At 46.1% G+C, this 26,255-nt stretch carries 20 protein-coding genes; 9 read left to right on the top strand and 11 right to left on the bottom strand.

The features are described from left to right. The first annotated feature begins 53 nt into the window (after positions 1-53). The 6 genes from B5D42_RS05575 (at position 54) to smpB (ending at position 4,963) form a co-directional block, all read left to right on the top strand. Positions 54-272 (top strand): hypothetical protein, encoded by a 219-nt coding sequence (locus tag B5D42_RS05575; RefSeq protein WP_078830446.1) that lies wholly within the window; start codon positions 54-56, stop codon positions 270-272. Positions 273-304: 32 nt separating this feature from the next. Beyond that, positions 305-1,102 (top strand): ABC transporter substrate-binding protein, encoded by a 798-nt coding sequence (locus tag B5D42_RS05570; protein ID WP_078830445.1) that lies wholly within the window; start codon positions 305-307, stop codon positions 1,100-1,102. 100 nt (positions 1,103-1,202) lie between these two features. After that, on the top strand, positions 1,203-2,270 hold the full coding sequence (gene fbaA / locus B5D42_RS05565) for a class II fructose-bisphosphate aldolase (protein ID WP_078830444.1): 1,068 nt from the start codon (positions 1,203-1,205) through the stop codon (positions 2,268-2,270). Between the two features lie 136 nt (positions 2,271-2,406). Next, on the top strand, positions 2,407-3,465 hold the full coding sequence (locus tag B5D42_RS05560) for a class I fructose-bisphosphate aldolase (protein ID WP_078830513.1): 1,059 nt from the start codon (positions 2,407-2,409) through the stop codon (positions 3,463-3,465). 106 nt (positions 3,466-3,571) lie between these two features. Further along, complete coding sequence (accD, locus tag B5D42_RS05555; RefSeq protein ID WP_078830443.1) at positions 3,572-4,492, top strand: acetyl-CoA carboxylase, carboxyltransferase subunit beta; 921 nt, start codon at positions 3,572-3,574, stop codon at positions 4,490-4,492. A gap of 30 nt (positions 4,493-4,522) precedes the next feature. Further along, positions 4,523-4,963: an SsrA-binding protein gene (smpB, locus tag B5D42_RS05550; RefSeq protein WP_078830442.1), complete on the top strand. Its 441-nt coding sequence runs from the start codon at positions 4,523-4,525 to the stop codon at positions 4,961-4,963. Between the two features lie 94 nt (positions 4,964-5,057). Here the strand turns inward: smpB and B5D42_RS05545 are convergent, their stop codons facing one another. Continuing rightward, a complete protein-coding gene (locus B5D42_RS05545; protein WP_078830441.1) occupies positions 5,058-7,604 on the bottom strand; it encodes an ATP-dependent Clp protease ATP-binding subunit in 2,547 nt (848 codons plus the stop codon). 92 nt (positions 7,605-7,696) lie between these two features. Between B5D42_RS05545 and B5D42_RS05540 the strand changes: the two genes are divergently transcribed. Both B5D42_RS05540 and B5D42_RS05535 read left to right on the top strand, forming a co-directional pair. Then, positions 7,697-8,095, top strand: coding sequence for an STAS domain-containing protein (locus B5D42_RS05540; RefSeq protein ID WP_078830440.1), 399 nt, complete (start codon positions 7,697-7,699; stop codon positions 8,093-8,095). 24 nt (positions 8,096-8,119) lie between these two features. Next, entirely contained in the window at positions 8,120-8,749 is a 630-nt protein-coding gene (locus tag B5D42_RS05535) for a J domain-containing protein (RefSeq protein WP_078830439.1), read from the top strand. Positions 8,750-8,808: 59 nt separating this feature from the next. Here B5D42_RS05535 and B5D42_RS05530 read toward each other — a convergent pair whose 3' ends face one another. The 6 genes from B5D42_RS05530 to B5D42_RS05505 all read right to left on the bottom strand — a co-directional run bounded on the left by B5D42_RS05530 (position 8,809) and on the right by B5D42_RS05505 (position 20,780). Next, positions 8,809-11,268, bottom strand: coding sequence for an MG2 domain-containing protein (locus B5D42_RS05530; RefSeq protein WP_139366996.1), 2,460 nt, complete (start codon positions 11,266-11,268; stop codon positions 8,809-8,811). A 160-nt stretch (positions 11,269-11,428) separates the two neighbouring features. Continuing rightward, positions 11,429-13,852 carry an MG2 domain-containing protein gene (locus B5D42_RS05525; RefSeq protein WP_139366995.1) on the bottom strand — a complete coding sequence of 808 codons (2,424 nt, stop codon included), beginning with the start codon at positions 13,850-13,852 and terminating at the stop codon, positions 11,429-11,431. Positions 13,853-13,977: 125 nt separating this feature from the next. Beyond that, positions 13,978-14,754 (bottom strand): DUF4397 domain-containing protein, encoded by a 777-nt coding sequence (locus tag B5D42_RS05520; protein WP_078830436.1) that lies wholly within the window; start codon positions 14,752-14,754, stop codon positions 13,978-13,980. Between the two features lie 17 nt (positions 14,755-14,771). Continuing rightward, positions 14,772-16,418, bottom strand: a complete 1,647-nt coding sequence (locus B5D42_RS05515) for a SusD/RagB family nutrient-binding outer membrane lipoprotein (RefSeq protein ID WP_176112912.1) — start codon at positions 16,416-16,418, stop codon at positions 14,772-14,774. A gap of 21 nt (positions 16,419-16,439) precedes the next feature. Continuing rightward, entirely contained in the window at positions 16,440-19,592 is a 3,153-nt protein-coding gene (locus tag B5D42_RS05510) for a SusC/RagA family TonB-linked outer membrane protein (RefSeq protein ID WP_078830434.1), read from the bottom strand. A gap of 441 nt (positions 19,593-20,033) precedes the next feature. Beyond that, a complete protein-coding gene (locus tag B5D42_RS05505) occupies positions 20,034-20,780 on the bottom strand; it encodes a DeoR/GlpR family DNA-binding transcription regulator (protein ID WP_078830433.1) in 747 nt (248 codons plus the stop codon). 105 nt (positions 20,781-20,885) lie between these two features. Here B5D42_RS05505 and dnaG point away from each other — a divergent pair, with 105 nt between their 5' ends. Continuing rightward, a complete protein-coding gene (gene dnaG / locus B5D42_RS05500; protein ID WP_078830432.1) occupies positions 20,886-22,820 on the top strand; it encodes a DNA primase in 1,935 nt (644 codons plus the stop codon). Between the two features lie 75 nt (positions 22,821-22,895). Here dnaG and B5D42_RS05495 read toward each other — a convergent pair whose 3' ends face one another. The 4 genes from B5D42_RS05495 to prmA all read right to left on the bottom strand — a co-directional run bounded on the left by B5D42_RS05495 (position 22,896) and on the right by prmA (position 26,210). Further along, on the bottom strand, positions 22,896-23,546 hold the full coding sequence (locus tag B5D42_RS05495) for a YdeI/OmpD-associated family protein (RefSeq protein WP_139366994.1): 651 nt from the start codon (positions 23,544-23,546) through the stop codon (positions 22,896-22,898). Positions 23,547-23,706: 160 nt separating this feature from the next. Next, entirely contained in the window at positions 23,707-24,522 is an 816-nt protein-coding gene (locus tag B5D42_RS05490; protein ID WP_078830512.1) for a M48 family metallopeptidase, read from the bottom strand. Positions 24,523-24,617: 95 nt separating this feature from the next. Further along, a complete protein-coding gene (gene plsY / locus B5D42_RS05485) occupies positions 24,618-25,265 on the bottom strand; it encodes a glycerol-3-phosphate 1-O-acyltransferase PlsY (protein WP_078830431.1) in 648 nt (215 codons plus the stop codon). A 126-nt stretch (positions 25,266-25,391) separates the two neighbouring features. Further along, a complete protein-coding gene (gene prmA, locus B5D42_RS05480) occupies positions 25,392-26,210 on the bottom strand; it encodes a 50S ribosomal protein L11 methyltransferase (protein WP_176112911.1) in 819 nt (272 codons plus the stop codon). Positions 26,211-26,255: the final 45 nt, after the last annotated feature.

The following is a 26,255-nucleotide window of genomic DNA, read 5'->3' as shown; positions in this document are numbered from 1 at the left end:
TATCGCAATAAAGTTATAACGGAGTATTACTTTTATACCTCAAACGAACGTATATGCTCCAGGACGAAAACAAGCCACAACTATCTTCTTCAGGATCACCTTACCTGAAAGCGGCAGAAGAAAAATACCATACGCTGGCCAACGCCATAGGTAATTTGTTATCGCCGCAGTACGATGCACTGTTCAGCGGTTTCAAAAAACTGGTTGAGAAAGATTATGCGGCCACCAATGATGCCTGGCTGATGCTTTCTTCGAACGTGCGTGTATCTTAAAGCGATTTAAAAAAGTCTGGTTATTTTAGCGCATGCCTGAAATCACAGACCAGACAGGCCGGCTGATCAAGCTGCCGGAACTTCCCCGCAGGATTGTATCGCTGGTGCCATCCCAGACTGAGTTATTATATGCATTGGGATTGGATGAAGAAGTAAAGGGCATCACCAGATTCTGCGTTCACCCCGAGAAATGGTTCCGCACAAAGAAACGCATAGGCGGAACAAAAAACGTTCATATCAGCGAAGTGGCGGCTTTACAGCCCGATCTGATTATTGCCAATAAGGAAGAGAATATCCGCGAACAGGTAGAAGCCCTGCAGGAACTGGCACCTGTGATGGTAACGGATGTGAATGATCTTACAACCGCAACTGAAATGATCATACAGGTTGGCCGGATCACCGGCAGGGAAGATAAAGCCCTTGCACTGGCAACAGAGATCCGCCGGCAATTTGAGCAGCTGACACCGGTACAACCTGCCATCAGAACAGCTTACCTCATCTGGCGTAATCCTTATATGACCGTGGGTGCAGATACCTTTATCAACGACATACTTTCCCGCGCCGGCTTCATCAATGTATTTGCAGATAAAACAAGATATCCTGCTGTAACCATCGAAGAAATGAAAACAGCAGATCCCGAACTGATCTTATTATCGAGCGAGCCGTATCCTTTCCGCGACAAACATATTGCAGAATTGCAGCAGGATTTACCCCACACCCATATCCTGCTGGCAGATGGTGAAATGTTCAGCTGGTACGGAAGCAGAATATCGCAGTTCCCTGCCTATTTCTGCCGGTTATCGGCTGGTTTAAATGCGTTAAAAAGCTGAGTCTGTTTGCCTTATCTGGCGTATCTTGCCGCTGGTTTCAACTGGTCTTCGGACCATGCCTATATTGACAAATCACTAACCTTTAAACCTATTCCATTCCATGAAAAAGTACAGGGCCGGCGTTTTATTCGGAGAAGAGCTGGAAGCGCTTTATAATGATGCCAAGAATAACCAGTTTGCGTTGCCGGCAGTTAACACCATCGGAACCAATACCATCAATGCCACACTGGAAACAGCGGCTAAAATGAATTCACCGGTGATCATACAGTTCTCAAACGGTGGTGCCCAGTTCATTGCCGGTAAGGGAATGCCGAACGATAACCTGCAGGGCAATATTGCCGGCGGTATCTCCGGTGCACTGCATATTCACAACGTAGCTAAATATTATGGCGTACCCGTTGTATTGCATACAGACCATGCGGCTAAAAAATGGCTGCCATGGGTAAGCGGACTGATCGATGCCGGTGAGCAATTCTTCAAGGAGAAAAAACAACCGCTTTTCAGTTCACATATGCTGGATCTTTCCGAAGAACCGCTGGAAGAGAATATCGCTACTTCCGTAGCTTTTTATAAAAGGATGGCACCACTCGGCATGAGTATCGAGATCGAACTCGGTGTTACGGGCGGCGAAGAAGATGGCGTTGACAATAGCGGCATCGAGAACGACAAGCTGTATACTCAACCGCAGCATGTTGCTTATTCCTATACCGAACTGAGTAAGGTTGGCAAACTGTTTACAGTGGCCGCTGCTTTCGGGAACGTTCACGGTGTTTATAGTCCGGGTAATGTGGAATTACGTCCCGAGATCCTTAAGAACAGCCAGGTGTACATCGAGCAGGAACTGAAAACCGGTCCGAAACCTGTTTACTTCGTCTTCCACGGCGGTAGTGGTTCTCCACAACACCAGATCCGCGAAGCGATCAGCTACGGTGCCATCAAAATGAATATCGATACCGATCTCCAATGGGCTTTCTGGGAGGGTATCCGCGACTTCTACAATAAAAACGAAGGTTACCTGCAGGGCCAGCTCGGCAACCCGGAAGGTGCAGACAAACCCAACAAGAAATATTACGATCCGCGTGTATGGCTGCGAAAGGCGGAGGAGAATTTCTCCAAACGTCTCGAAGTAGCTTTCGAAGATCTGAACTGCGTGAACAGGAACGCATAATCATACCAGGAGCAGCCGTCACCAATGCGGCTGCTCTTTTTTTTGTCTATACCGGCCACGTACGCCCGCATACCATTTGCAGATAATCGGTAACTTTAAGTACGATACGATTGCTTACCATAAACACAAACTACCCATGGCACAACAAAAATTAACGGAGCTGCTTGGCGATAAAGCCGAATACCTGCTCAACCATACCTGCAATACGGTTGACAAATCTTCCATCCACCTGCCTTCACCGGACCATGTAGATAAGATCTGGATCAACAGCAACCGTAATAACCAGACCCTGCGCAGTATGCAGACCCTGTTAAACCATGGCAGGCTCGCCGGCACGGGCTATTGCAGTATTTTTCCCGTAGACCAGGGCATTGAACATAGCGCCGGTTCTGCATTCGCCCCGAATCCTATTTATTTCGACCCTGAAAATATCATTAAACTGGCTATCGAAGGCGGCTGTAATGCAGTAGCTTCCACGTATGGCGTACTTGGCCTGATGAGCCGGAAATATGCACATAAGATCCCTTTTGTGGTAAAGATCAATCACAATGAATTCCTGAGCCTGCCCAACCGCTACGACCAGACCATGTTCGGTACCATCAAAAGTGCCTGGAACATGGGGGCAGCAGCAGTAGGAGCTACAATCTACTGGGGAAGTGCGGAAAGCGCCCGCCAGCTGAAAGAAGTGGCCGAAGCGTTTGAACTGGCCCACGAACTGGGAATGGCCACCATTCTCTGGTGCTATACCCGTAATAATGGTTTTAAAGTAGACGGGGTTGACTATCATACAGCTGCAGACCTGACCGGCCAGGCCAATCACCTGGGCGTAACCCTGCAGGCCGATATCATCAAACAGAAGCTGCCAACCAATAATGGCGGCTACCTGGCTACCAAACACGGCAAAACAAGTCCGCTGGTATACGAAAAACTGACCACCGACCATCCGATCGACCTCTGCCGCTACCAGGTGCTGAACTGCTATAACGGCCGGATCGGCATGATCAACTCCGGCGGGGAAAGCAAGGGGGCCAGCGATATGGCAGAAGCAGTACAAACTGCCGTTATCAACAAAAGAGCAGGCGGCATGGGACTGATCCTTGGCCGTAAAGCCTTCCAGCGCCCGATGAAAGACGGCATTGAAATGCTGAACATCATACAGGATGTTTACCTGGACAACAGTATTACCATCGCTTAAACGCATGGTCATTTAATCATTACCGGGGCGACAGGACTTTCCATGCGCGCTCCGGTGAGTTAATAATTATCATTATCTTCGACGCCCCAAATTGAATCAGACCTATATGAAAAAAGAGCGAGAAGAAGATCTGGAAGCAAACCTGACCGGTGAGGACGTAGCGGGAGAAGAGACGAGCAAGCCGCGCTGGTTCAGACGTATGCGCAAAGGCATCCTTACATCTACCGCCGACAAAAAAGAAACACCTGAAGGACTCTGGAGCAAATGTCCTGAATGCAGTTATATCTGTACCACAACCGAACTGAAAGAGGCATTATATGTTTGCCCCAAGTGTAATTATCATCACAGGATCGGAAGTGAAGAATATTTTGATATCATCTTCGACGACAAGAATTATACGGAGCTGTTCGATAATATCCGCAGCAAAGATTTCCTGGGTTTTACCGATCTGAAACCTTACCAGAAAAGACTGGACGAGATCCACGCCAAAACCGACCTGAAAGACTCAATGCGGGTTGCAACGGGCAATGCAGACGGACAGGGACTGGTAGTTGCCTGTATGGATTTTGAATTCATCGGCGGTTCACTGGGAAGTGTAATGGGTGAGAAATTCAGCCGAGCCGTGGATTATTGTATCGAACATAAACTCCCCTACCTCGTGATCAGCAAAAGCGGCGGGGCCAGGATGATGGAAAGTGCATTCAGCCTGATGCAACTTGCCAAAACAAGTGGCAAGCTTTCACAACTGGCAGATGCCGGCCTTCCTTATATCTCCATGCTTACCGACCCTACATTCGGAGGTATTTCGGCAAGCTTTGGTATGCTGGGCGATCTGAATATTGCAGAACCTGGCGCACTGATCGGTTTTGCCGGCCCCCGTGTAATCAAAGAAACCATCAAAAGAGATCTGCCGGAAGGATTCCAGCGCAGCGAATTCCTGCTGGAGCATGGCTTCCTCGACTTTATCGTAGACCGCAAGCAGCTCAAGCAAAAGCTTGCACAGGTGATCAGCCTGTTCCGTAAATAAGCTGTCCGGCAAAGTGTGTAATTGTGTGTTATGGCAAAGGAAATGAACAACAGGCAGGCTTATTTCAACTACTACATAGAAGATAAATATGTAGCGGGCATTGTTCTGCTCGGCACGGAAGTAAAATCGATCCGGGACGGCAAAGTAAGTTTTGTGGATTCTTTCTGTCTTTTTGATGATGGTGAATTATGGGTGCGCGGCCTCTTCATTGCGTCCTATTCGCACGGCAGTGCCAACAACCATATTGAGGTGCACGACCGCAAACTTCTCCTTACCAAAAGAGAACTGGGCAGGCTTGAAGCCAAACTGAAAGACAAAGGTTATACCATTGTACCGCTAAGGGTTTTCTTTACAGATAAGAACCTCGTGAAAGTTGAGATCGGCCTTGGCAGAGGTAAAAAGCTGCACGACAAACGCGAGACTATTAAAAACCGCGATGTGGAGAAAGAGATCAAACGTTATCTCAAATAGCACCCTTTATTGTATTTATCCTGACATTACGATCTGTTTATAAAAAAAGCCGCTTCAGTATACTGAAACGGCTTTTATATAAATGGTACCTACTTTAAACTTTAGCGTCCTCTTCCACACCTTTGCGGATATCGAACTTTAATATGCCAGCCTCTTTATCGAGGTCTGCAATCAGCACATCGCCCTGCTTGATCGTCATGTTCAGTATCTCTTCCGCTAAAGGATCTTCCAGGTATTTCTGGATGGCCCTGTGCAGCGGACGCGCACCGAACTGCGAATCGTAGCCTTTATCAGAGATGAATTCTTTTGCTGCTTCCGTCAGTTCGAGAGAGAAACCAAGCGCCTGTAAACGTTTGGACACTCCTTTCATGAGGATATCGATGATATTGAAGATGTTTTCCTTGCTCAGTGAATTGAACACGATCACATCGTCGATACGGTTCAGGAATTCAGGGGAAAAAGTACGCTTCAGTGCTTTTTCGATCACTGCCTTATTGTTCTCTTCTGCATTCTGGATCCTTGTTGCTGTTGCAAAACCTACACCATCACCGAACTCTTTCAACTGGCGTACACCAATATTGGAAGTCATGATGATCATGGTATTCTTGAAATCCACTTTGCGTCCGAGGCCATCGGTCAGCTGTCCGTCGTCGAGCACCTGGAGCAGGATATTGTAGATATCCGGGTGTGCTTTTTCGATCTCATCCAGCAGGATCACGGAATAAGGTTTACGGCGTACTTTTTCAGTCAGCTGTCCGCCTTCTTCATAACCCACATAACCCGGAGGCGCACCGATCAGTCTGCTCACAGTGAATTTTTCCATGTATTCACTCATATCGATACGGATCAATGCATCTTCCGAATCGAACATATACCTTGCCAGGGCTCTTGCAAGCTCCGTTTTACCTACACCTGTAGGTCCAAGGAAGATGAATGTCCCGATCGGTTTTTTAGGATCTTTCAATCCTACGCGGTTCCGCTGGATGGCTTTCACCACTTTCTGGATCGCATCATCCTGTCCTACTACCATTCCCTTCATATCCTCGCTCATACGGCGCAACTTGTCTGTTTCGGCCTGTACCATGCGTTTAACAGGTATGCCGGTCATCATGCTGATCACTTCCGCAATATGTTCTTCAGTGATCGGATAACGCCTGTGCTTGCTCTCTTCTTCCCAGTGTGCTTTTGCTTTTTCCAGTTCTTCACCGAGCTTTTTCTCTGTATCGCGGAGAGAAGCAGCTTCTTCAAAACGCTGGCTCTTCACCACTTTATTCTTTTCATTCTTGATATCCTCGATCTTCTTTTCAAGCTCTACGATATCAGACGGAACGTTGATGTTCTTCAGGTGTACACGTGCGCCCACTTCATCCAGTACGTCGATGGCTTTATCAGGCAGTAAGCGGTCTGTCATGTAGCGGTCACTCAGCTTCACGCAGGCTTCAATCGCTTCTGCATCATAGATCACATTGTGGAAGTCTTCGTATTTGGATTTAATGTTATTGAGGATGGTAATGGTATCTTCCACACTTGGCGGTTCCACCAGTACTTTCTGGAACCTTCTGTCGAGGGCGCCGTCTTTTTCAATATACATGCGGTATTCATCCAGTGTGGATGCACCGATGCACTGCAGTTCACCTCTTGCGAGGGCTGGTTTGAAAATATTGGAAGCATCGAGCGAACCGCTGGCACCACCGGCACCAACAATGGTATGGATCTCATCGATAAAGAGAATCACATCCCGGTTCTTTTCGAGTTCGGTCATGATCGCTTTCATTCTTTCCTCGAACTGGCCACGGTATTTGGTACCTGCAACCAGTGCCGCCAGATCGAGCGAGATCACGCGTTTATCGAACAATACCCTGCTTACTTTACGTTGTACAATACGCAGTGCCAGGCCTTCCACGATAGCGGTCTTACCCACACCCGGTTCGCCGATGAGGATCGGGTTATTCTTTTTACGACGGCTGAGGATCTGGCTTACCCTTTCAATTTCGGCTTCACGGCCTACGATCGGATCCAGTGAACCTGCTTCGGCCAGCTTGGTAATATCGCGCCCGAAATTGTCGAGCACGGGCGTTTTACTCTTGGCTGCGCCGCCGGTCTTGCCGCCTGCTTTCTGCTGCTGGTAGCCGGAACCGCGTTTCTCATCATCGAATTCATCGTCATTCTCATCAGAGAATTCACTGCGGGGTGGTGGATTGGTGGTACCAACCATACCGAGTTCGTTGCGGAAAAGGTCGTAATCCACTTCAAACTGGTTCAGGATCTGGGTAGCGATATTTTCCTTGTTCTTGAGGATACTGAGCATAAGGTGCTCGGTCTCCACCAGCGGGCTTTTGAGGGCCTTGGCTTCAAGTACAGTAACCCGTATCACTTTTTCTGCCTGTTTTGTCAGGGGAAGACTGTTGATATTGGCAATATTTTTCCCTGTTTTGTCTTTCACCGCCAGTTCTACCTCTTTACGTAATTCATACAAGTCTATATTCAGTTGTTTTAACACTTTTATAGCTGTATTGTCTCCGTCGCGGATCAAACCCAACAATAGATGTTCCGTGCCGATGAAATCATTTCCGAGCCTCAAAGCCTCTTCCCTGCTGAAGGAAATGATTTCCTTTACCTGTGCTGAAAAATTATTATCCATAATCTAAATTGGATTTATACAATTATAACGAATATTTTTGAGCGAAGTTGCCATGCACTTATGCACATGGTGTTAATGTAAAAATCTATAAGATGGAAGTCAAAATTGATACCAAGGAGAAATTTACCGTTGTAACGCCGATGGGCTCCCCGATAACTGACAATATAGCAGCAACAATCGCCAATAATTGTAAAAGTTACCTGCAAAACGACGTAAAGAATGTAATTCTGAATCTGTCCAATGTGACTTCCTTAGAAGAGAAGGCAGCAGAAACCCTCGCTTCGCTGCAACAGGATTTTTATGAGCAGAGTGTTTCTTTTGTGATCTGCTGTCTGCAGCCCGAAGCGGAAGATGTTTTTGAGAAGGCCGGGGTGCTGGATATGCTTAACGTAACCCCTACCGAAAGCGAAGCCTGGGATATTGTACAAATGGAGGAAATTGAACGTGAACTGCTTGATGGTGACGATATTACATTTGAACAGAATGATTAATCTGAATACCTTGCCCGGTTGCGGATGCAGAAAAACTATTACCAGATATTAGCCATATCCCCCGATGCTACTGCTGCTGAGATCAAAAAGGCATTCCGCCTGCTGGCACAGCGTTATCACCCGGATAAAAATGCCGGCCAGGCATTTACCAACGATCATTATTCGGCTATCCGTGAAGCATATGAAGTACTGAGTGATCCGGTTAAAAGAAGGGATTATCATTCCGTTTATTTTAAGGAAGGCAGCCGGCTGAAACTGCACACCTCACCCGATGATATCCTTATTTCCGCACGAAAACTGGCTTCCCGTATAAAAGCCGCAGATCCGGCGCGTATCGACCGGGATGCACTGGCTTTTTCGCTCCATCAATTGCTGTCCGGCTATCATATCAACCTGCTCCGGCAAAACGCGGAGGCGGTGCTGATACGTGCTGTGATCGGTCAGATCATGATTTGCCTTGCTCCTGTACCTTTTCGGGACATGCAGGCTTTCCTTCAGCCTTTAACTGCGCTTGCCGGCGATGATGCCGTTGCGCTGGCAACGATTACCAGCCATTTCCGCAACGCGAAACTCCTGCACTACTGGAACAGGTATAAAATACTGGCAGTGCTGCTTATTACCATATTATTATCGCTCGCGATCTATTATTTATAACTGTAAGTGCCCTGAGAACAGATTGATCCCAGGGCACATCACAGAATTATGTTGTACAATTAACGGATGATCTGTTCTGAATAGATCAGGTTACCCTGTTTATCGAGCCCCTGTATCACCAGCCTGAATTTGTCGCCGAGATCGTTGTTGGAAAAACGGAAACGGTACTTCCCGTCTTTTGCCGGCGCAATATGCCCGTTCCAGTATAAAGTAGTGCGCCTGTCTTTTTCGGTCAGCACTTCTTCATTTTTGGAATAATCAGGTGCATAAAATTCTCTTGCTACAGAATAGCCGGCTTTCTTTTCAATGGTATAGCTTTTTTCATACGGAGCTGATTTCGGGGTATAGCCTTTCTTGGTGTAGATGGCAATGGCACCCTGACTTGCTCCTAATGCAGCGCCTTCATTTTTCAGTACTTTGATCAACGCAACATCTTCCGGCAGGATCGTGTTCACCACATCTTTTGTTACGTTCACTTCATTCAGGAAGAATGCAATGCCATTTGTCTGCATCACACCCATTGAAGAGAGTTCATCATCCACAGTAGCATCGCCGCCACCGAGTCCTGCAAACCTGCTGAAGCTTACATCCGGATCAAACGGGTTACCTTCAACCGTTACGCCTGGTACTGCCTGCTGTATGATGGACCAGATATTTCTTGCAAATTTATAGTCGGCAGGATCGATCCCCCGGCCCATCAGGAAAGGCCCGCCCGCATATTCCCTGTTCAGTGAATCTTCCTTTGAAACACGTTTGGATTTTACCGTTACATTACCCAGGTAATTGAATTCTTTACTGAGCGTATCGATGGCATGGATCTGACCGTACAGATATTGTGCCAGAAGGCTTTTACGGTTGTTCACATCGGTTGTATCAAGATTAAGAAACGGAATGCCTGCAGACTTTGTAAGAGAGTCTATATAATTAGGACGTATTTTCACGTCTACGATAAAACCCTGTTGTTTGCTGTTGGTTCCCATATAAGCCACTTTCGCTTCACGCATGTAGTTTATATCCTTCAGCAGGAATTCGCCTTTATCGGTAATAGAAGCTTCTGCCAGCATGGAAGTGGAATCGGCACCTTTGATGATAAAGGATACTTTTCCTTCTTTCACCACTTCTTTGCGGTCACTCTTGGTTACAATACCCCCGAAAGAGATCGCAGATTCTACCAGGTAATCCAGTTTTGCAAACTCGTTATGCAATATCTTTTTCCACTCGAATCTTCTCCAGCCCTGCGTCATCATCAGCAGATCGAGATCGTGCAGTGTTGCAGGCTGCTTGTCTTTGAAATAGTAACCGGGATTATGTACATACCCCTGCAGGTCTGAAGTAACAAGCAGCGATGAAGCAATATTCTCGGCGATGCCGGTGATCGTATCTGTATAAGCGCTTGTAACAAGACAGGACAATGCTGCCGGTTTCGCGTCTACAGAAAAGCTGATCTGGCTATTGGCACGCGCGGTCTTGTTGAGGGTTTCTATTTTTACATCAGGGCGCTGCAGCTGGTAATTCTCAATGAATGCAAGCCTTTCTGCAAGCGGTTCATATTGTTCATTGAATACGGTTACCTGCATGATACCTGCAGGCAGTCCTTTTTTGGCAATGGGCAACGCGAGTTGTCCTTCATCAAGATTCAGTGCAGCCCTTACAACCAGCTGATGGTTCATCTGGGCCACCACGATCAGTTTTCCGTATTTCGCCTTATTCTTTTCGGCACGGTTCAGTAATACCACCAACCTGTTGGCATTGCCATTCTCTACACGAACGGTAATTCCGTCTTCCTGGGGCGCAGGCAATTTAAACTGCAGTGTATTGCCCCCTGCAACCGGCATGGTTGCGGTGTAGGTTTTACCGGCTTCCACTTCCAGCTCAAGACTTCCCATACCATCGTGACCGGTTGCGAAAGCCATTATTTTTTTACCGGTATTGTCAACGATATCACCTTTTACGTCTACCGGGAAACCATTTTCATCCAGGGCTTTGAATGCGATACGGTTGGTGAGGCCTGCAACCAGGTTGCCACCTTCAGGAAGGAACTGTACTTTTACGGAAGGAGCTTTATACACCCGTGGCTTTGTACCGTAATCGGAGTTATAGATATAGATATCTTTTTTGAAAAGATACTGCGGGAAGTTCCGCATCCAAAGGGTGTATGCATTTACGCTGTAGTTTCCGGTACCGGCTTCTTTGGGGATATCGATCTCTGCGGGAGTAGAGCTTAGGCTGTCCAGTTTGTACATCTTCTTCTGTATCACTTTCCCGTTACTGTTTACAAGATCAACGTAGAGGATCCTGCTTAAAAAGGAAGGCTGTCCTTCCAGCGTGCACCAGGCTTTCATCCAGATGGTCTCTCCTGCTACATATTGAGCTTTATCTGTCTGCAGAAAGACTTTCTCCTGCGGATAGTTGCTGTTCAGCAGAGACAGCGCAGAATCGGGTGAAATGGTAGTGTTCGCCTGTGAAAAAGACACCTGGCAGAACATACACAGCAAAATAGCCGGAAGTAATGATCTCATAAAGGTTGTTTGATTAAAAATAAGGGAGGCACTGCATACTTTCTGCAAGCCGAACCTTATTTATTGTTAATGCTTTGTATTTATGTGTTAAACGGAACAGCAGGCTTTTAAACACCTTTTTAACAGCAGAAATAGTGCCATATTTATCCTCTATCTCATTTTATTGGATGATCTGTTCTGTATAAATGAGGTTACCGTTTTTACCGAGCCCCTGGATCACCAGCCTGAACTTATCCCCGATATCATTGTTTGAAAAGCGGAAGCGGTATTTACCATCTTTCGCCGGTATGATCCGGCCATTCCAGTACAACGTATTGCGAATGTCTTTGCTAAGCGGCGCTTGTTCATTTTTGGAATAATCCGGCACATAGAATGCTCTTGTTATAGCATACCCGGCTTTATTCTCGATGGTATAATTTTTCTCAATTGAAGGATCATTTACAACGCCGCCTTTTTTTGTATAGAAAGCTATGGCGCCCACTTTTGCTCCTAAAACAGCGCCATCGCCTTTAAATACTTTTATGAAAGCCACATCATCCGGTAATAATGCATTGATCACACTTTTACCAACCGGCACTTCATTTAAATAATAAGAAATACCGGCTATCTGCAGTACACTCAGCGCATCTTCATCCATACCAGGTGGTGGCGTCCCTGCGGTACCGCCAAGTCCGCTGAACGAACTGAACGTTATTGTAGGATCATTTGGATTGCCTTCCACATTTATACCGGGAAAAGCCTGCTGCAGTATTGTCCACACATTTCTCTGAAATTTATAATCCGCCGGATCAATACCTTTACCCAACTGGAATGGGCCGCCTGCATATTCTTTGTTCAGCGAGTCCATTTTAGAGACACGCTTTGCCGATACCGTTACATTACCCAGGTAATTGATTGCTTTATCGCCGGTAGTGTCTACCGCATGTATTCCGCTATAGAGATATTGCGCCAGCAGGCTTTTCCGGTTGTTTACATCTGTAGTATCAAGGTTTACCACGGGTTTGTCTGCCGACCGGGAAAGTGAATCGATATAGTTGGGGCGCATTTTTACATCCACAATATAATTCTGCTGTTTATTATCCGTACCCATATAAGCTACCCTTGCTTCTTTACTGTAGTTAATATCTTTCAGCAAAAACTCTCCTTTGTCTGTAATGGAAGCTTCGGCCAGTATGGACGTAGAATCAACGCCTTTGATGATAAAGGATACCGTTCCGCTTTTCACCACTTCTTTACGGTCGCTTTTGGTTACGATACCGCCAAAACTGATCGCCGACTCTACCGGATAAACCAGTTTTGCAAAATCGTTATGCAATACTTTTTTCCATTCGAATCTTCGCCAACCCTGTGTCATCATCAGCAGATCGAGGTTCTGTAATGTTGCCGGTTGTTTGTCTTTGAAATAGTAACCGGGGTTATTGATATGTCCCTGGAGATCTGAGGTAAGTAACAGCGAGGAAGCAATATTCTCTGCAATACCTGTGACCGTATCTGCATAAGCACTCGTAACAAGGCAGGATAACGCTGCCAGTTGCGCATTTACTGAAAAGCTGATCTGGTTGTTGGCACGCGCGGTCTTATTGAGGGTTTCTATTTTTATGTGAGGTTGCTCTATTTCATAATTTTCAATAAACGCAAGTCTTTCTGCAAGCGGTTCATATTGTTCGTTAAATATGGTAACCTGCATAACACCGGCAGGAAGCCCTTTTTTAGCGATGGGCAATGCGAGCTGGCCTTCATCCAGATTCAGAACAGCCTTCGCAACCAGCTGATGATTCATCTGTGCTACAACAAGCAGTTTGCCATATTTCTCTTTCTTTTTTTCTGCACGGTTCACAAGTACTGCCAGTCTGTTGGCGTTATTGTTTTCAATACGCATAGTAATGCCTTCCTCCTGCGGCACAGGCAACCTGAACTGCAGTGTATTCCCCCCTGCTACCGGCATGGTTGCGGTATAAGTTTTACCGGCTTCTACTTCCAGTTCCAGGCTTCCCATTCCATCATAGGCTGTTACAAAGGCGGCTGCGATTTTCCCTGTATTATCAACGATATCTCCTTTAGCATTTACGGGGAATCCATTTTCATCCAGCGCTTTGAATGCAATACGGTTGGTCAGTCCTGCAATAAGGTTTCCTCCTTCAGGAAGGAATTGGATTTTCACAACCGGAACACTATTTTTTCCTGGTTTGGGGTTATAATCCTTATTATAGATATAAATGCTTTTTTTGAAAAGGTATTGCGGGAAGTTTCGCATCCACAAAGTATATGCGTTGATACAATAGTTTCCTGTAACGGATTCCTTGGGAATGTCAATATCTGCGGCCGCGGAACCCAGACTATCCAGCTTGTACATTTTCTTCTGTATTACTTTACCCTCGCTGCTCACCAGGTCTATATACAGTATCCGGCTTAAGAAAGAAGGTTGCCCTTCGAGCGCACACCAGGCTTTCATCCAGATAGTCTCCCCTGCCACGTATTGCGTCTTATCTGCCTGCAGATAAACTTTCTCCTGCGGATAATTACTGTTCAATACAAACAATGCAGAATCCGGGGAAATAAGCGTATTCGTCTGTGAAAAAGACAAATCACAGCATATAAAGAACAGAAGAATCAGAAGGATTTTACGCATAATAATTCCTGAAACAAAAAAAGGGTAGCGCCTGCATAAAATCTGCAAACACTACCCTCTTTATTGTTATTGCATGCTGTTTATTTATTGAACAGGAAAGACACCATCGGACGCCTGATATCCGTTGAGGTAATGGCGTAGCCAAGATAACCTCTCGCATAAACGGTGAACACACGCTGGTTAGGGATTACGTATGTTGTTGCGTTTGTGGTTGGATATTGTGCCAGGTTGGTTGAAGAACCTGTCTGCCTGATGAACCACTGTAAAGTGGTACCTGCAGCGATGCTGAATGTATCGGTTTTAGCCAGGTAATTTACACCTGATGCCACTTTAACGGTTCCGAAATACAGGTCGATCTGCGAGCCTGGGATCAGGTTAACAAAAGTGTATTTTGTAAATCCAGAATCGGGCTTTTTAGATTCGTCCGTTACAAGCAGGCTTTTTGTATTTGCAGCCGTATCGGTCATGTGAAGCGTCTGGTATTTGTTCGCTTCCAGGTTTACGGTTGTTTTGTACAGTTCAACTGAATCAACATTGGTTCCTACTTTAGGGATAGCCATGGTTACAGTGTGCTCACCCGGCGTAAGGCTCAGGTAATCTGCAAAGTTGCTACCGCCTGTGTTCAGGCCACCACCTGGGAATGGTGTTGAATAAGTAAGGTTATTACTTACCCTTTTCCCATCGATGCTCAGCTGTACAGCAGGGTTCTTGGCGTAAGGGAGTGAATAGTTGATCTTGAACAGCGATGTTCCATCCACATATTCAAACGGAGCCATCCTTAATGTATTCTTTTTACAAGCGCTCAGCATTACTACAAGCGACAGCGCTGAAAGTATATAAAAACTATATTTTTTCATTGTCGTGGTGTTTTATATTAAGGCTGACTGAACCAGCATTCAATGGTATGATAATCTTGTGCCAGAACGCCCAGACGAACCAGTTCTGCCAGGTTGTAAGTGTACTCAGAAGTGTAGTGAGGTCTTACCCTGTAAACAGGTTTCAGGTTGTTGGTAGACGCGAATGAAGTTGGGAAGTTGAAAGTCTTATACACCCTCTGACCTGTTGCCGGATCATTGTCGATGTAGTGGAACCTTCTCAGGTCAACCCATGTTTCGAAGAAGCCCCAGCCCCATAACGCGATGTATTTCTGCATCATAATGTCCGACATGGTCAGAACATTAAAATTCTGCGCAACGTTCGCACTTGCAAGGTATTTGTCTCTTGTTGTGGTAGGGATCGGGTTCTTGTTATAGATTGGCAATGCACCACGGATGCTTGAATAGTCCCTGTTGATGAAATCAAAATGGGCTTTGATACCGGTAATATAAGCATCATATGCTTTTGGTTTTTCGCCTTTGCGCATATGAGCTTCTGCCTTGATGAACTGCATCTCTGCATAGGTCATCACAGGCATCGGTGCCTTGTTCTTGAACAGGTATTTACCATTCTCGATAAATACGCCGGGGTTAGGGCTTGCATACATGCTGTCGCCGTAAGCGATCGCTACTTTTTTAGGGAAGTTTACACCTGAAGTAACAGCGCTGTAAGGATCACCTACACCCGGATCCACGCCACGGTAACCACCGTTACCGTTTGTGGTATCGCCTGATGCTGAAAGCATGTGCGAGATACGCGGATCCCTGTTATTGAACGACTGAACGCCGGTAAATGCAGAACCATCGAGCAGGCGAACGATGAAGTTGCTCTGCCTTACAGTACCCATGTTATCGCGGAACGTACCCCAATAGTTAGAGTTATCGTTATTGGTTGCATCGAATGGAATACAGAAGTCATCCGCAACTGAATTCATCGCTTTCTCGCAATAAGAGATCACAGAATCCGCATTGTAGGTGCTTTTGTTAGATACGTGATGCCAGTTGCGGGCCAGTACGCCATATACGAACTTTCTCCATTTGGACAGGTTACCGTTATAGGAAAAATCACCTTTCGCCAGTTTGCTTCCGGTCATTGCATCAGCTTTGTCCAGGTAAGTCAGCGCCCTGCGGCACATAGAATCTACAGCTTTGTAGATGGTCTCCTGTGTGTCATAACGGAAAGTCAGCTGACCGTCCTTAAACGCATCGTAGAAAGGAATATCCGTGTTGTAATCTGTAGTGTGCTGGAATACCCATGCTTTCAGTGCAAGACCTACTGCAGTGTAATCAGGCTCATTTGTTTTTTCAGATTTCGCGATCAGGTAGTTCAGGTTATTACCGAACATCTGGTAGGTCATCTGCCAGGTATAAGCCTGCGTACCACCGGAGAAAGAATATCCGTGTCTGTCGTACGTATCAGCGTTACCGTTAGCATAAGTGTTCCAGTTCTGAACGTATTTGGCAGTGTATACACCATCACGCTGGATACCGTAAGGGATCGATGAAAGGATCGGCGGCAGCACAGAGCTTACCGAAGGTTCCTGCGTGGTATCAGGGTCTGTATTGATATCGAGGTATTTCTTACAGCTGGTCATCGAGAGCAAACCTGCTGACAACAATACCGCTGCTGTTAATTTGTTTCTCATTTTCTTTTTCATTTTTAATGATTAGAAACTCAGTTTTAATCCGAAGTTGAAAGTACGCGGGCTAGGAATTGCACCCCAGTCGATACCGGCACCACCATAACCTCTGGCGTTAGATGAGTTCAAAGCATTTACGTTCGGATCCATACCACTGTAGTTAGTGATCATGAACACATCTGTAACTGTAACGTAGATAGATGCAGATTTAACAACTTTCTGGCGTTTCAGCAGTTTCTGAGACAGCTCATATCCAACAGTCATATCCCTCATACGCAGCCAGTTTACTTTCTCAATGTAGTCTGACTCTGCAAACACACCATTGTAGTAGTTGCTGCGGAAGTATGGAGTAATAGCGATGTTGTTCGGTGTAGGATTATCAGTGTTCTCAAGACCATCCTGCAGTACACCGGTGATCACCCTTGGCTGTTCCCTGTCCATTGTCCTTGCACTTACACCATTGATGGTCATCATCATCTGCATAGCGTTGAATACATCTCCGCCTTTACGCAGATCCAGGTTAAAGTTCAGGAACCAGTTCTTGTAAGAGAATGAGTTGATGAAACCGATTTTGAAATCAGGTGCCCTGTCTCCGATCACGTCGAAAGAAGAGATCTGCTGGATCGGCAGACCAGTGGTTGGAGAGATCAGCAGCTGACCGTTTTTGTTCTTCTGGAAAGAATATCCGGATAAGGTTGCCAGTGACTGGCCTGGTCCCACCTGAGACCTTGCGTTACCGAATACCCATGTATCAGAGTCATAATAGAAAGGAACATCACCAGGCAGGGTTTCTACGATTGTTCTTGCCCTGTCGAAGTTGATCGTGGTATTCCAGCTGAAGTTTTTGGTTTCAATTGGTTTACCTGTGATCTGGATTTCCCAGCCTCTTGCAGACAGAGAACCACCGTTCAGGTATTTCAGGATCGCACCTGTTGCATAGCTGATACGCTGTGCATAGATGTTATCTTTTACCCTGTTGTTGAAGTAAGCGATATCCAGACCCAGCCTGTTCTTGAAGAATTTGAATTCACCACCGATCTCAAGGTTTTTGGAGAACTCAGGTTTCAGGTTGAAGTTGTTACCTGTAACACCCAGCTGGAATCCACCACCTGTAGAGGTTACGCTGTTGAACGGATAATCGATTACATAAGCAGAAGCTGGTCCTTTACCGGTAGTTGCGTAAGAAGCACGCAGTTTACCGAGGCTCAGCCATGATTTGGTTCCTTTCATGAAACCAAGGTCTGAGAAGATAAAGCTTGCAGAAGCAGAACCGTAGTTGAAGAACGGCTGCAGGTCGGCAAATTTAGAAGTCAGGGTTGAAGTACCTTCCCTTGTTCCTGATAAAGTAACATACAACAGGTTGTTGTATCCGAAAGTATAACCGCCGAAGAAGCGGACTTTCCTGGTTCCGATCTGGGTCAGACGGGCAGTTCTGGATACAGGATCTGTATTGTTGATAGAGATAAAGTCTGCCTCGAAGAATTTCTCACCGCGCTGTGCAGTCAGGTAAGTATTGTTGTTCTCGAGGTAAGCTCCCAGGTAGAAATCATTGGAGAATTTATTAGCAACGATCTTTCTGTAGTTGAGACGGGCAGTACCGTTCACGCTTCTGAAGATATTCTGATAGGTACTCAGGTAGCCGCCCAGTGAAAACGCCTGGCTGGATTGAGGGTGATAAGCCATCAGACCCTGAGTGGTTGCCTGGTTAATACCAATGATCGTAGTAGCAGTAAGACCTTTCGCGATGGTAGCGGTCAGGTTCAGGTTACCACTGAAATCATCTTTCTTATCCTGAGATACGTTTTTGTAAACATCCCAGAAAGGACTGTTCAGCTCAGAAGAAAGTGCCACGTTACGGATCGTTTTCCTGGTACCATCCGGATTCTGGTAAACGCTTGCATCGATATCTGTAGGATAAGTGATCAGGTTGGTATAGAAACTACCGGCACCTTTTGTTGCTTTCTGGTTATTAGAGTTGATATAAGACCAGGTAGTGCTCAGCGTGATATTCTTCGCCATTTTGGCAAAAGCAGTGAAACGCAGGTTGATCCTTTTCAGGCTTGTGTTTGGTACAACACCACCATTATCCAGGTAACCACCGGAGAAACGGTAGTTCAGGTCGTTTGAACCTGCTTCCATGGTAATGTTATGCTGTTGTGTAAACGCATTCTGGAAGAAGTTGCGCATATTGTCATAGTGCTTGGTTCCTTCAGGGTATTTAGGACCGAAGAAGATATAACCATAGCTACCATAAGAAGACGGATCGTAAGCACCGTTAGCTCCCCTTGAGTAAGTAGTCTGGATCTCAGGGAACCTGTACACTTGTGAGAAAGAGAAAGAATTGGTATAAGTGATACGTGTTCTTCCTGAAGTTCCTTTTTTGGTAGTGATCACGATCGCACCACCGGCACCGTCAGAACCATAGATAGAAGTAGCTTCAGGTCCTTTCAGTACGGTTACGTTATCGATATCTTCAGGGTTCAGACCAGCGATACCATTGGTGTAGTCACTGTTACGGTTTGCAAGGCTCAGGCTGGCTGCACCTGCAACTGCAGAGGAAGAAGCACTCACGAGATCTTCCTGGTTAACAGAACCGTTGTTCATAGGTACACCATCCACCACGAAGAGCGGCTGGTTGTTACCACCCACAGAAGTACCGCCACGCAGCATTACCGTAGCACTCGCACCAGGTAAACCTGAAGTGGAAGTTACAGTAAGACCGGGTACACGACCCGCCAGTGCGTTCAGGAAGTTATCCCTTCTTGTCTGGGCAATTTCCTCACCTTTTACAACAGGTGCCTGGTAAGCGAGGCTTCGTTTTTCTCTCGACTGACCATAACCTGTAACAACAACGTTACCGAGATCTTTGTCGCCGGAAACCAGCCTGATGCTGATGCTCCTATTATCACCTACCACTACTTCCTTTGCAGTGTAGCTGACATAATTGAAAACCAGTGTCTGGCCTTTTTCGGCAGCGATTGAATAATAACCAGCCTGGTTGGTTTGAGTTGCCTTTTTGGTTTCTCTGTTGGTAACCGTTACGCCAACGAGCGGAGATCCGTCTTCGTCGGCCAGAACAGTACCCGAAACCGTGCCGGGTGTCTGAGCCCATGAGGCAACAGGCGGAGAGAACAGCAGCAATAACATGATTGCCTGTAAAAAGAGTGCTAATCTTCTCATACTAGTAGTTTGGTTGTGTAAAAAACAGTTATTTGATTGGGTGATAATCAGCGAGCGCGGAAAAAGAAAAAAGCGCACAAAGACGCAGGAAACGTCTGGGATTGCAGTTTTCGTTCGGCAGCACTCGTCAATTAGTTGCACGAATATATCGGTTTAAACCAAATAATGTGCACAAAACCGATAATTGTTGAAAAAAACAAAAAAATAGTGCACAAATACGCAATTTACTGCGGCTCTTAGCTTGTTTGAAGGCTTATGATAGAGATAATAACAAGGTAAAAATCAGACTCAGGCAAAAAGTTAATCAACTTTACACTCGAAAACTAACATCAATGCTGTTGGCTTCAGGAATTAATACAATAAAAATGCAACCGGTCTGTTGAATAAAATAAGCCCGGTACTTGCCGGGCTTATGGATATGCATCGTTGATGACAATTTGATTATAAAACAGTAAGACCTTTGTCTTTATAAGGTTGCAGGAAAGGACTCGATGGATCCAGCTCTGTTACCAGTATATCGATCTCTTCCGGCTTACATACCTGCAAACGCTGGATGGTATTCAGCTTTTCTGAGATAGCCAGTGAAATGGTTTTCTGCGCAGCATGGATCATGGCTTTCTTGACTTCGATGATCTCCCACTCCAGGTCGGTGATCCCGTAGGTAGCATCAATACTGTTGGTGCCGAGAATACAAAGATCCGCTTTGATGCCGGACAAACGCTGCACCACTTCCGCTCCTACCGACATCTGTGCATTCTTAGACAGCTTATTCCCAAGGAATATCACTTCGCAGTTAGGGTGCTCCAGTAATTCAAGGGCAATAGGCACACTTACTGTAATGAAAGTGGCATTCAGTTCCGGCGGCAAAGTCTTCACGAGCTCACGTATCGTGGTACCGCCCGACAGTAATACCAGCATACCGTCCTTGATCATATCGATCGTCTTGTACGCAATGCTTTTCTTTTCGGGAAGTGAATAGATGGTGCTGCTTTCCAGCGTGAAGTGGAACGACTTGGACAATGCCCCGCCATGCACTTTAATAAGCTTGCCTTCTTCCGCAAGCTCCTGCAGATCCCGTCGAACGGTATCTTCAGAAACATCCAGCTGTACGCTCAGATCAGACGACAACACTTTGTTGTGGATATTGATCTGCTGGATAATATAAGCCTGTCTTTCTTTCTTAAGCATGGATAAAAATAAGGGAAATGACGGAATTTATATATTACACGGGCAAAATGTAACTTCGTAGCCTTTTTACCCCCCAAGCCCAACTTTAAAGGATCCGGATTTAAAATGATCACGCCCAATACCATACAACAGATTACCAGCAGGATAGACATCATAGACGTGGTGGGCGAATTTGTGAAACTCAAAAAAAGAGGCACCAATTATATAGGTCTTTGCCCTTTCCATAATGAGAAAGGTCCCTCTTTCACAGTCTCTCCCGCCAAAGAGATCTATAAATGCTTCGGTTGCGGGAAAAGCGGTAATACCATCACGTTCCTGATGGAGCATGAGAAATACAGCTACGTGGAAGCGCTCCGCTGGCTGGCCGCCCGTTATCATATAGAAGTGGAAGAAACGGAAACCAGTGCCGAACAGAAGCAGCTGATCCAGACGGCCGACAGTCTCTACGTGATCAACAATTTTGCGCAGAAATTCTTTATAGACCAGCTCTTCAATACCGAGAACGGACAGGCTTATGCACTCTCCTATCTCCGGGAAAGAGGATTTAACGAAGAGATCATTCGGAAGTTCCAGATCGGTTATAATCCCGATTCGAGGGATACACTTACCAAAGCATTGCTGGCAAACCAGTTCAACCCGGAATTGCTGCCCAAAACGGGCCTGGTATCGCAACGCAACGGGAATGAGCTGGTGGATAATTACCGCGGGCGGATCATCTTTCCTATTCACAACAATACGGGCAAAACCATTGGTTTCGGCGCACGTGTGATCGGTAAAGCCGACCGCGCACCGAAATACATCAATACACCGGAAAATGAGATCTATGTTAAAAGCAAGATACTTTACGGTTCTTATTTCGCACGCACCGCTATCGACAAAGCCGATGAATGCCTGCTGGTGGAAGGTTATACCGATGTGGTCAGCCTGCACCAGGCCGGTATTGAAAACGTAGTGGCCAGCGGTGGCACCTCGCTCACGATCGACCAGCTGCGGCTGATCAAAAAATACACGAACAATCTTACCATTATTTATGATGGCGACAGTGCCGGCGTAAAAGCAGCACTTCGCGGGCTCGACATGGCACTCGAAGAAAGCCTTAATGTAAAGCTCGTACTGATCCCCGACAATGAGGATCCGGATAGTTACGTAAACAAAGTAGGTGCTTCTGCTTTCAATGATTTTGTTGCAACATCAAAAAAAGACTTCGTGCTCTTCCAGCTGGAAGTGATGCTGAAAGAAGCCGGTAACGATGTAACTAAAAAAAGCAATGTTGTTAACCAGGTAGCGGAAACACTGAGTAAGATCAGCCGCGCAGAAGACTTTACCAAACAGCAGGATTACATCAGGCAATGCGCCGGCATATTACGTATCGACGAATCCGGGCTTACCAATCTTGTTAACAAATACAAGCGCGATAAGATTGCCAAAGATGAGAAAAAACATGCTTCTTCATTTGAACAGGAAATGCCGCCCGATTTCCAGGGACAGCCGGAAGATGTGCTTTCCGATTCGGAACTGCTGCTCATCCAGGATGAAGCACATGAACGGAATATCCTGCGTTTACTGCTCGAATATGGCCTGAGAAACTGGAACGAACAACAGTCCATCGCTGATCATATTTTCCAGGAACTGGAGCAATTTCACTTCGACAGCGCACCGCTTGCACATTTATTTGAAATCTACCGCCAGCAATATTACCAGGGCCTCGAACCTACTACCAAAACGCTTCTATATCACGATGAAGAACAGGTAAGAAATCTGATTGTAAGCATTACAGTATTTCCTTTTGAACTGAGTCAGAAATGGGATGAAGTAATGGAAAGCATCGATATCGTAAACCAGGATACCAGTCGTGCTGATGTTGAAAAAAGTCTGCTGTATTACAAGCTCCGCAAAATAAAACGCATGCTCGAAGAAAACCAGCGCGACATGGAGAATGCGTCTTTTGACGATTACAAACGCTTACTCGAAGTACATAAACACCTGAAAGACCTGGAACGTGATATTGCGAAACAGTTCGGTTCTGTGATCATCAAATAATAAAATCACAACAGGTTGTGCCAATTGAAAAGGCACTTCATCTGAAGTGCCTTTTCAATGTATATTTTCTGATTGTTATTTTTCCGATGGATTCTTTTTACCTGCCAGCAGTTTTTCGAGCGTGGTCTCTAATCTTCTCTGACGGGTCTCTTCTTTTTTTGCGCCTTCGATCCAGGTCACATATTCTTTCTGGTTGGTGAAAGAAAGTGAGCTGAAGAAATCCTGTGCTTCCTTGTGTTTGGTGAACAGTTTGTTCAGTTCAACAGGAGGAACAACGAGTCTTTTTTCGAAATCGATCCCTTTAAGTTCTTCGCTTTTCATTTCCGAAAAAGCACGGGTTCTGTTGGGGATCTTATCGAGTTTTTTAAAACGGATAGCCGACCAGACATGGTCCAGGGCAACCTGCCTTACAGATTCGTACTCCTTGCATTTCAACATTTCCCAGCTGCAATCGCGGTTAAGATCACTTACGATCTTGCTGGTTGTTTTCGGATAAGCGATCCATAATTTACTGTCTTCATGCAGCGCCGGAAACACTTCTTTCAATACATTGTTCAGTTGCGACTGGCTGAGTGCAAAAATCAAAGCGAAATCTACTTTTTTACTCCTGAGCAAAGGGGTCACATTCTTTGCATAAGAGAGCTTGGCAAACTGCTTTTCAATCGCTGAAGGAAGTCCCTGTATCAACAGGTTCTTTTCGTCCTTTAACTGTAATTTTTCAATCATACGTTGATTTTACAAACCTAAAAAGGAGTTTATGGATTACACTAAAAGTGTGCAAAGTTAAAAAATTGTAACCGTAATTCGCAAGCAAAAACGCCGGAATTTGCGGTTTTGGGTCTTTTTTAACCGATCGAAAAGCAGTATTCAGGCAAATCTCACTTCCTTATTTTACAGGTCTGTAATATTTCGTATATGTATCATTCATGATCTTATTCAGTTCTGCGATCCGGGTTTCATCAGCAGGGTGAGTACTCAGGAATTCCGGTTGTTTGGCGCCAGAGCTGGCTTTTGCCATGCGTTGCCAGAAGCTGATGGCTTCCCGCGGATCATAACCTGCCAGTGCAGAGAACATCAATCCGTAGCGGTCTGCTTCCAGTTCATTCTTACGGCTGAAAGGCAGCATGAGCCCGACATTGGTTCCGATGCCATAAGCGCTGTTGAAAAGATTCTGTGTTTGTGCGGGTTTGTTGGCGATAGCTGTAGATAATGCCACGCCTCCCAGTTGCTGCAGAAGGCCCTGGCTCATACGTTCGCTTCCGTGTTTGGCGAGTGCGTGCGCGATCTCATGGCCCATTACCACCGCCAGTGATGCATCATTCTGGGTAACCGGAAGCAGGCCGGTATATACAACTATCTTTCCGCCGGGCATGCACCAGGCGTTCACTTCCTTATTGTTTACCACATTGATCTCCCAGCTGTAGCCCTGCAGTTCTGCCGAGAGCCCCTGCTGGTTATAATAATTCTTTATGGCATCGATAATGCGGTTCCCTACCCTTTTTACCGTTGCGGCATCTGAACTGCTTGCTGGTACCACACTGTTAGTGGAAAGGAATTCCTTGTATTCTGTAAATGCCATGGCCTGTACCTCTGATTCGGGTACCAGGCTCAGCTGGTTACGGCCCGTGATGGCGTTGCGGTTGCAGGATATCACTGAAAACATGGTTGCCCCTGCCAATAGCATTAGGGTTATCTTTTTCATAGCTTCTTCTTTAGGGAAACAAAGATAATAACTGTGCCAATGAAGCCATGGACTCTTCATTCGCTCCAACAGGTTAAAATATGCGGAATCTGAGATCAGGACCTGCGCTGCCTGCGGCGGTCGCGGTGCTTGAGGATCGGCACCTTGCTTTCCGTCCCTTTCAGTATCCTGCTGATGTTCTTCTGGTGTGTAAGCACCACCATCAGGGCTACCAGTACGGCAAATATGCGGTACAGTGTCTCTTTTTCATTGAAGATAAAAAGGATGAACACCATAAATGAAATGCCCGCCAGGATCGAACTCAGTGATACAAAGCGTGTAAGATATAATACGAGAAGAAAAACGCCGATGCAGCAGATGGCCACTACCGGTTGTATAGCCACTGCCATACCCAGCAGGGTTGCAACACCCTTACCGCCCCGGAAACCAGCCCAGATCGGGAAAATATGGCCTACTACCGCGGCAAGCCCCAGGCCGATCATCAGATTGGTCCTGTCCCATTCGTCGGTAAGATAATAAGGCAGTAATATATATAATGATGTAGCAATAACACCCTTCAGAATATCAACCAGCATTACAAAGCTTCCCCATTTGGAACCCAGTACGCGGAAGGTATTGGTTGCACCGGCATTACCGCTGCCATAATCACGGATATCAATGTCGAAGAAGGATTTACTCACCCAGATGGAGGTAGGTATAGAGCCGATCAGGTAAGCGCATACTATGAGCAACAATTCGTTCATTGGGGGTGGTTGAAGTTTGTTGGTACAAAGATACCAGGAATGAAGATAAGGATAAGTTAACATACGGAGCCTGTTTTGGGGAAAATTATCCCCCTGACAGACAATCACTTAGCTGCAATTCACATTCTATGCCTTAAAACTACAGGCGATCCAGCCGTTCCTGCTGATGGTGATCTGGTGCTGCCACTGGTGCTTGCCTGCCGCTTCAAGAATATCTGCCTCATCCTGTTCCAGCAGGCCACTTAACAATACCGTACCACCGGGCTGCACGGCCGCAGCCAGGTAAGCAATATTATCGAGAATGATGTTCTTGTTGATATTGGCAATGATGATATCGAAGGGTCCGGACTCTTTGCCATCGGTCACTTTTTTAATGGTAATACGACCGCAGTTGTTGATCATACTGTTTTCTGTGGCATTTTCTATACACCAGTCGTCGTTATCCGTGGCCAGCACTTCCCCCGCACCCAGCTTTTCTGCCAGGATGGCGAGGATGCCGGTACCTGTACCGAAATCAAACACCTGCTTACCGGAAAAATCAATATCACGCATCAGTTGCATCACCATATGCGTAGTAGCGTGATGCCCCGTTCCGAAGCTCATTTTCGGGGTGATCACGATCTCATACTGTACGGTATCCCCGAAAGGCGGATGAAAATGGGCCCTGATTCCTGCAAAATCATTTATGGTAACCGGTTCAAAATTCGATTCCCACACTGCATTCCAGTTCTGTTTCTCTACCAGTTCTGCAGTGAATGCGAGCTGGTGGGGCTGTAACAGCGCTTCCAGTATGGCGGCATCGTATAATTCAGCAGGGATATAAGCTTTCAGCTCTGATTCAGTTTCTTCAAATCCGTCGAACCCTGCATCGGCCAGCAATGCAATGATGATCTCCCGCAGATCTGTATTTTCTGTTGTAACGGTAACCTGGTAGTGATTGTTCATATTTTTTCGGCTGCGAATGGGTAAACAAAAGGCCCGCATAGTACG

The organism is Sediminibacterium ginsengisoli (genome assembly GCF_900167075.1).
Classification (GTDB): Bacteria; Bacteroidota; Bacteroidia; order Chitinophagales; family Chitinophagaceae; genus Sediminibacterium; species Sediminibacterium ginsengisoli.
Note: the sequence above shows the minus strand (reverse complement) of the source record. Positions and strands in the feature narration are given on the sequence as shown.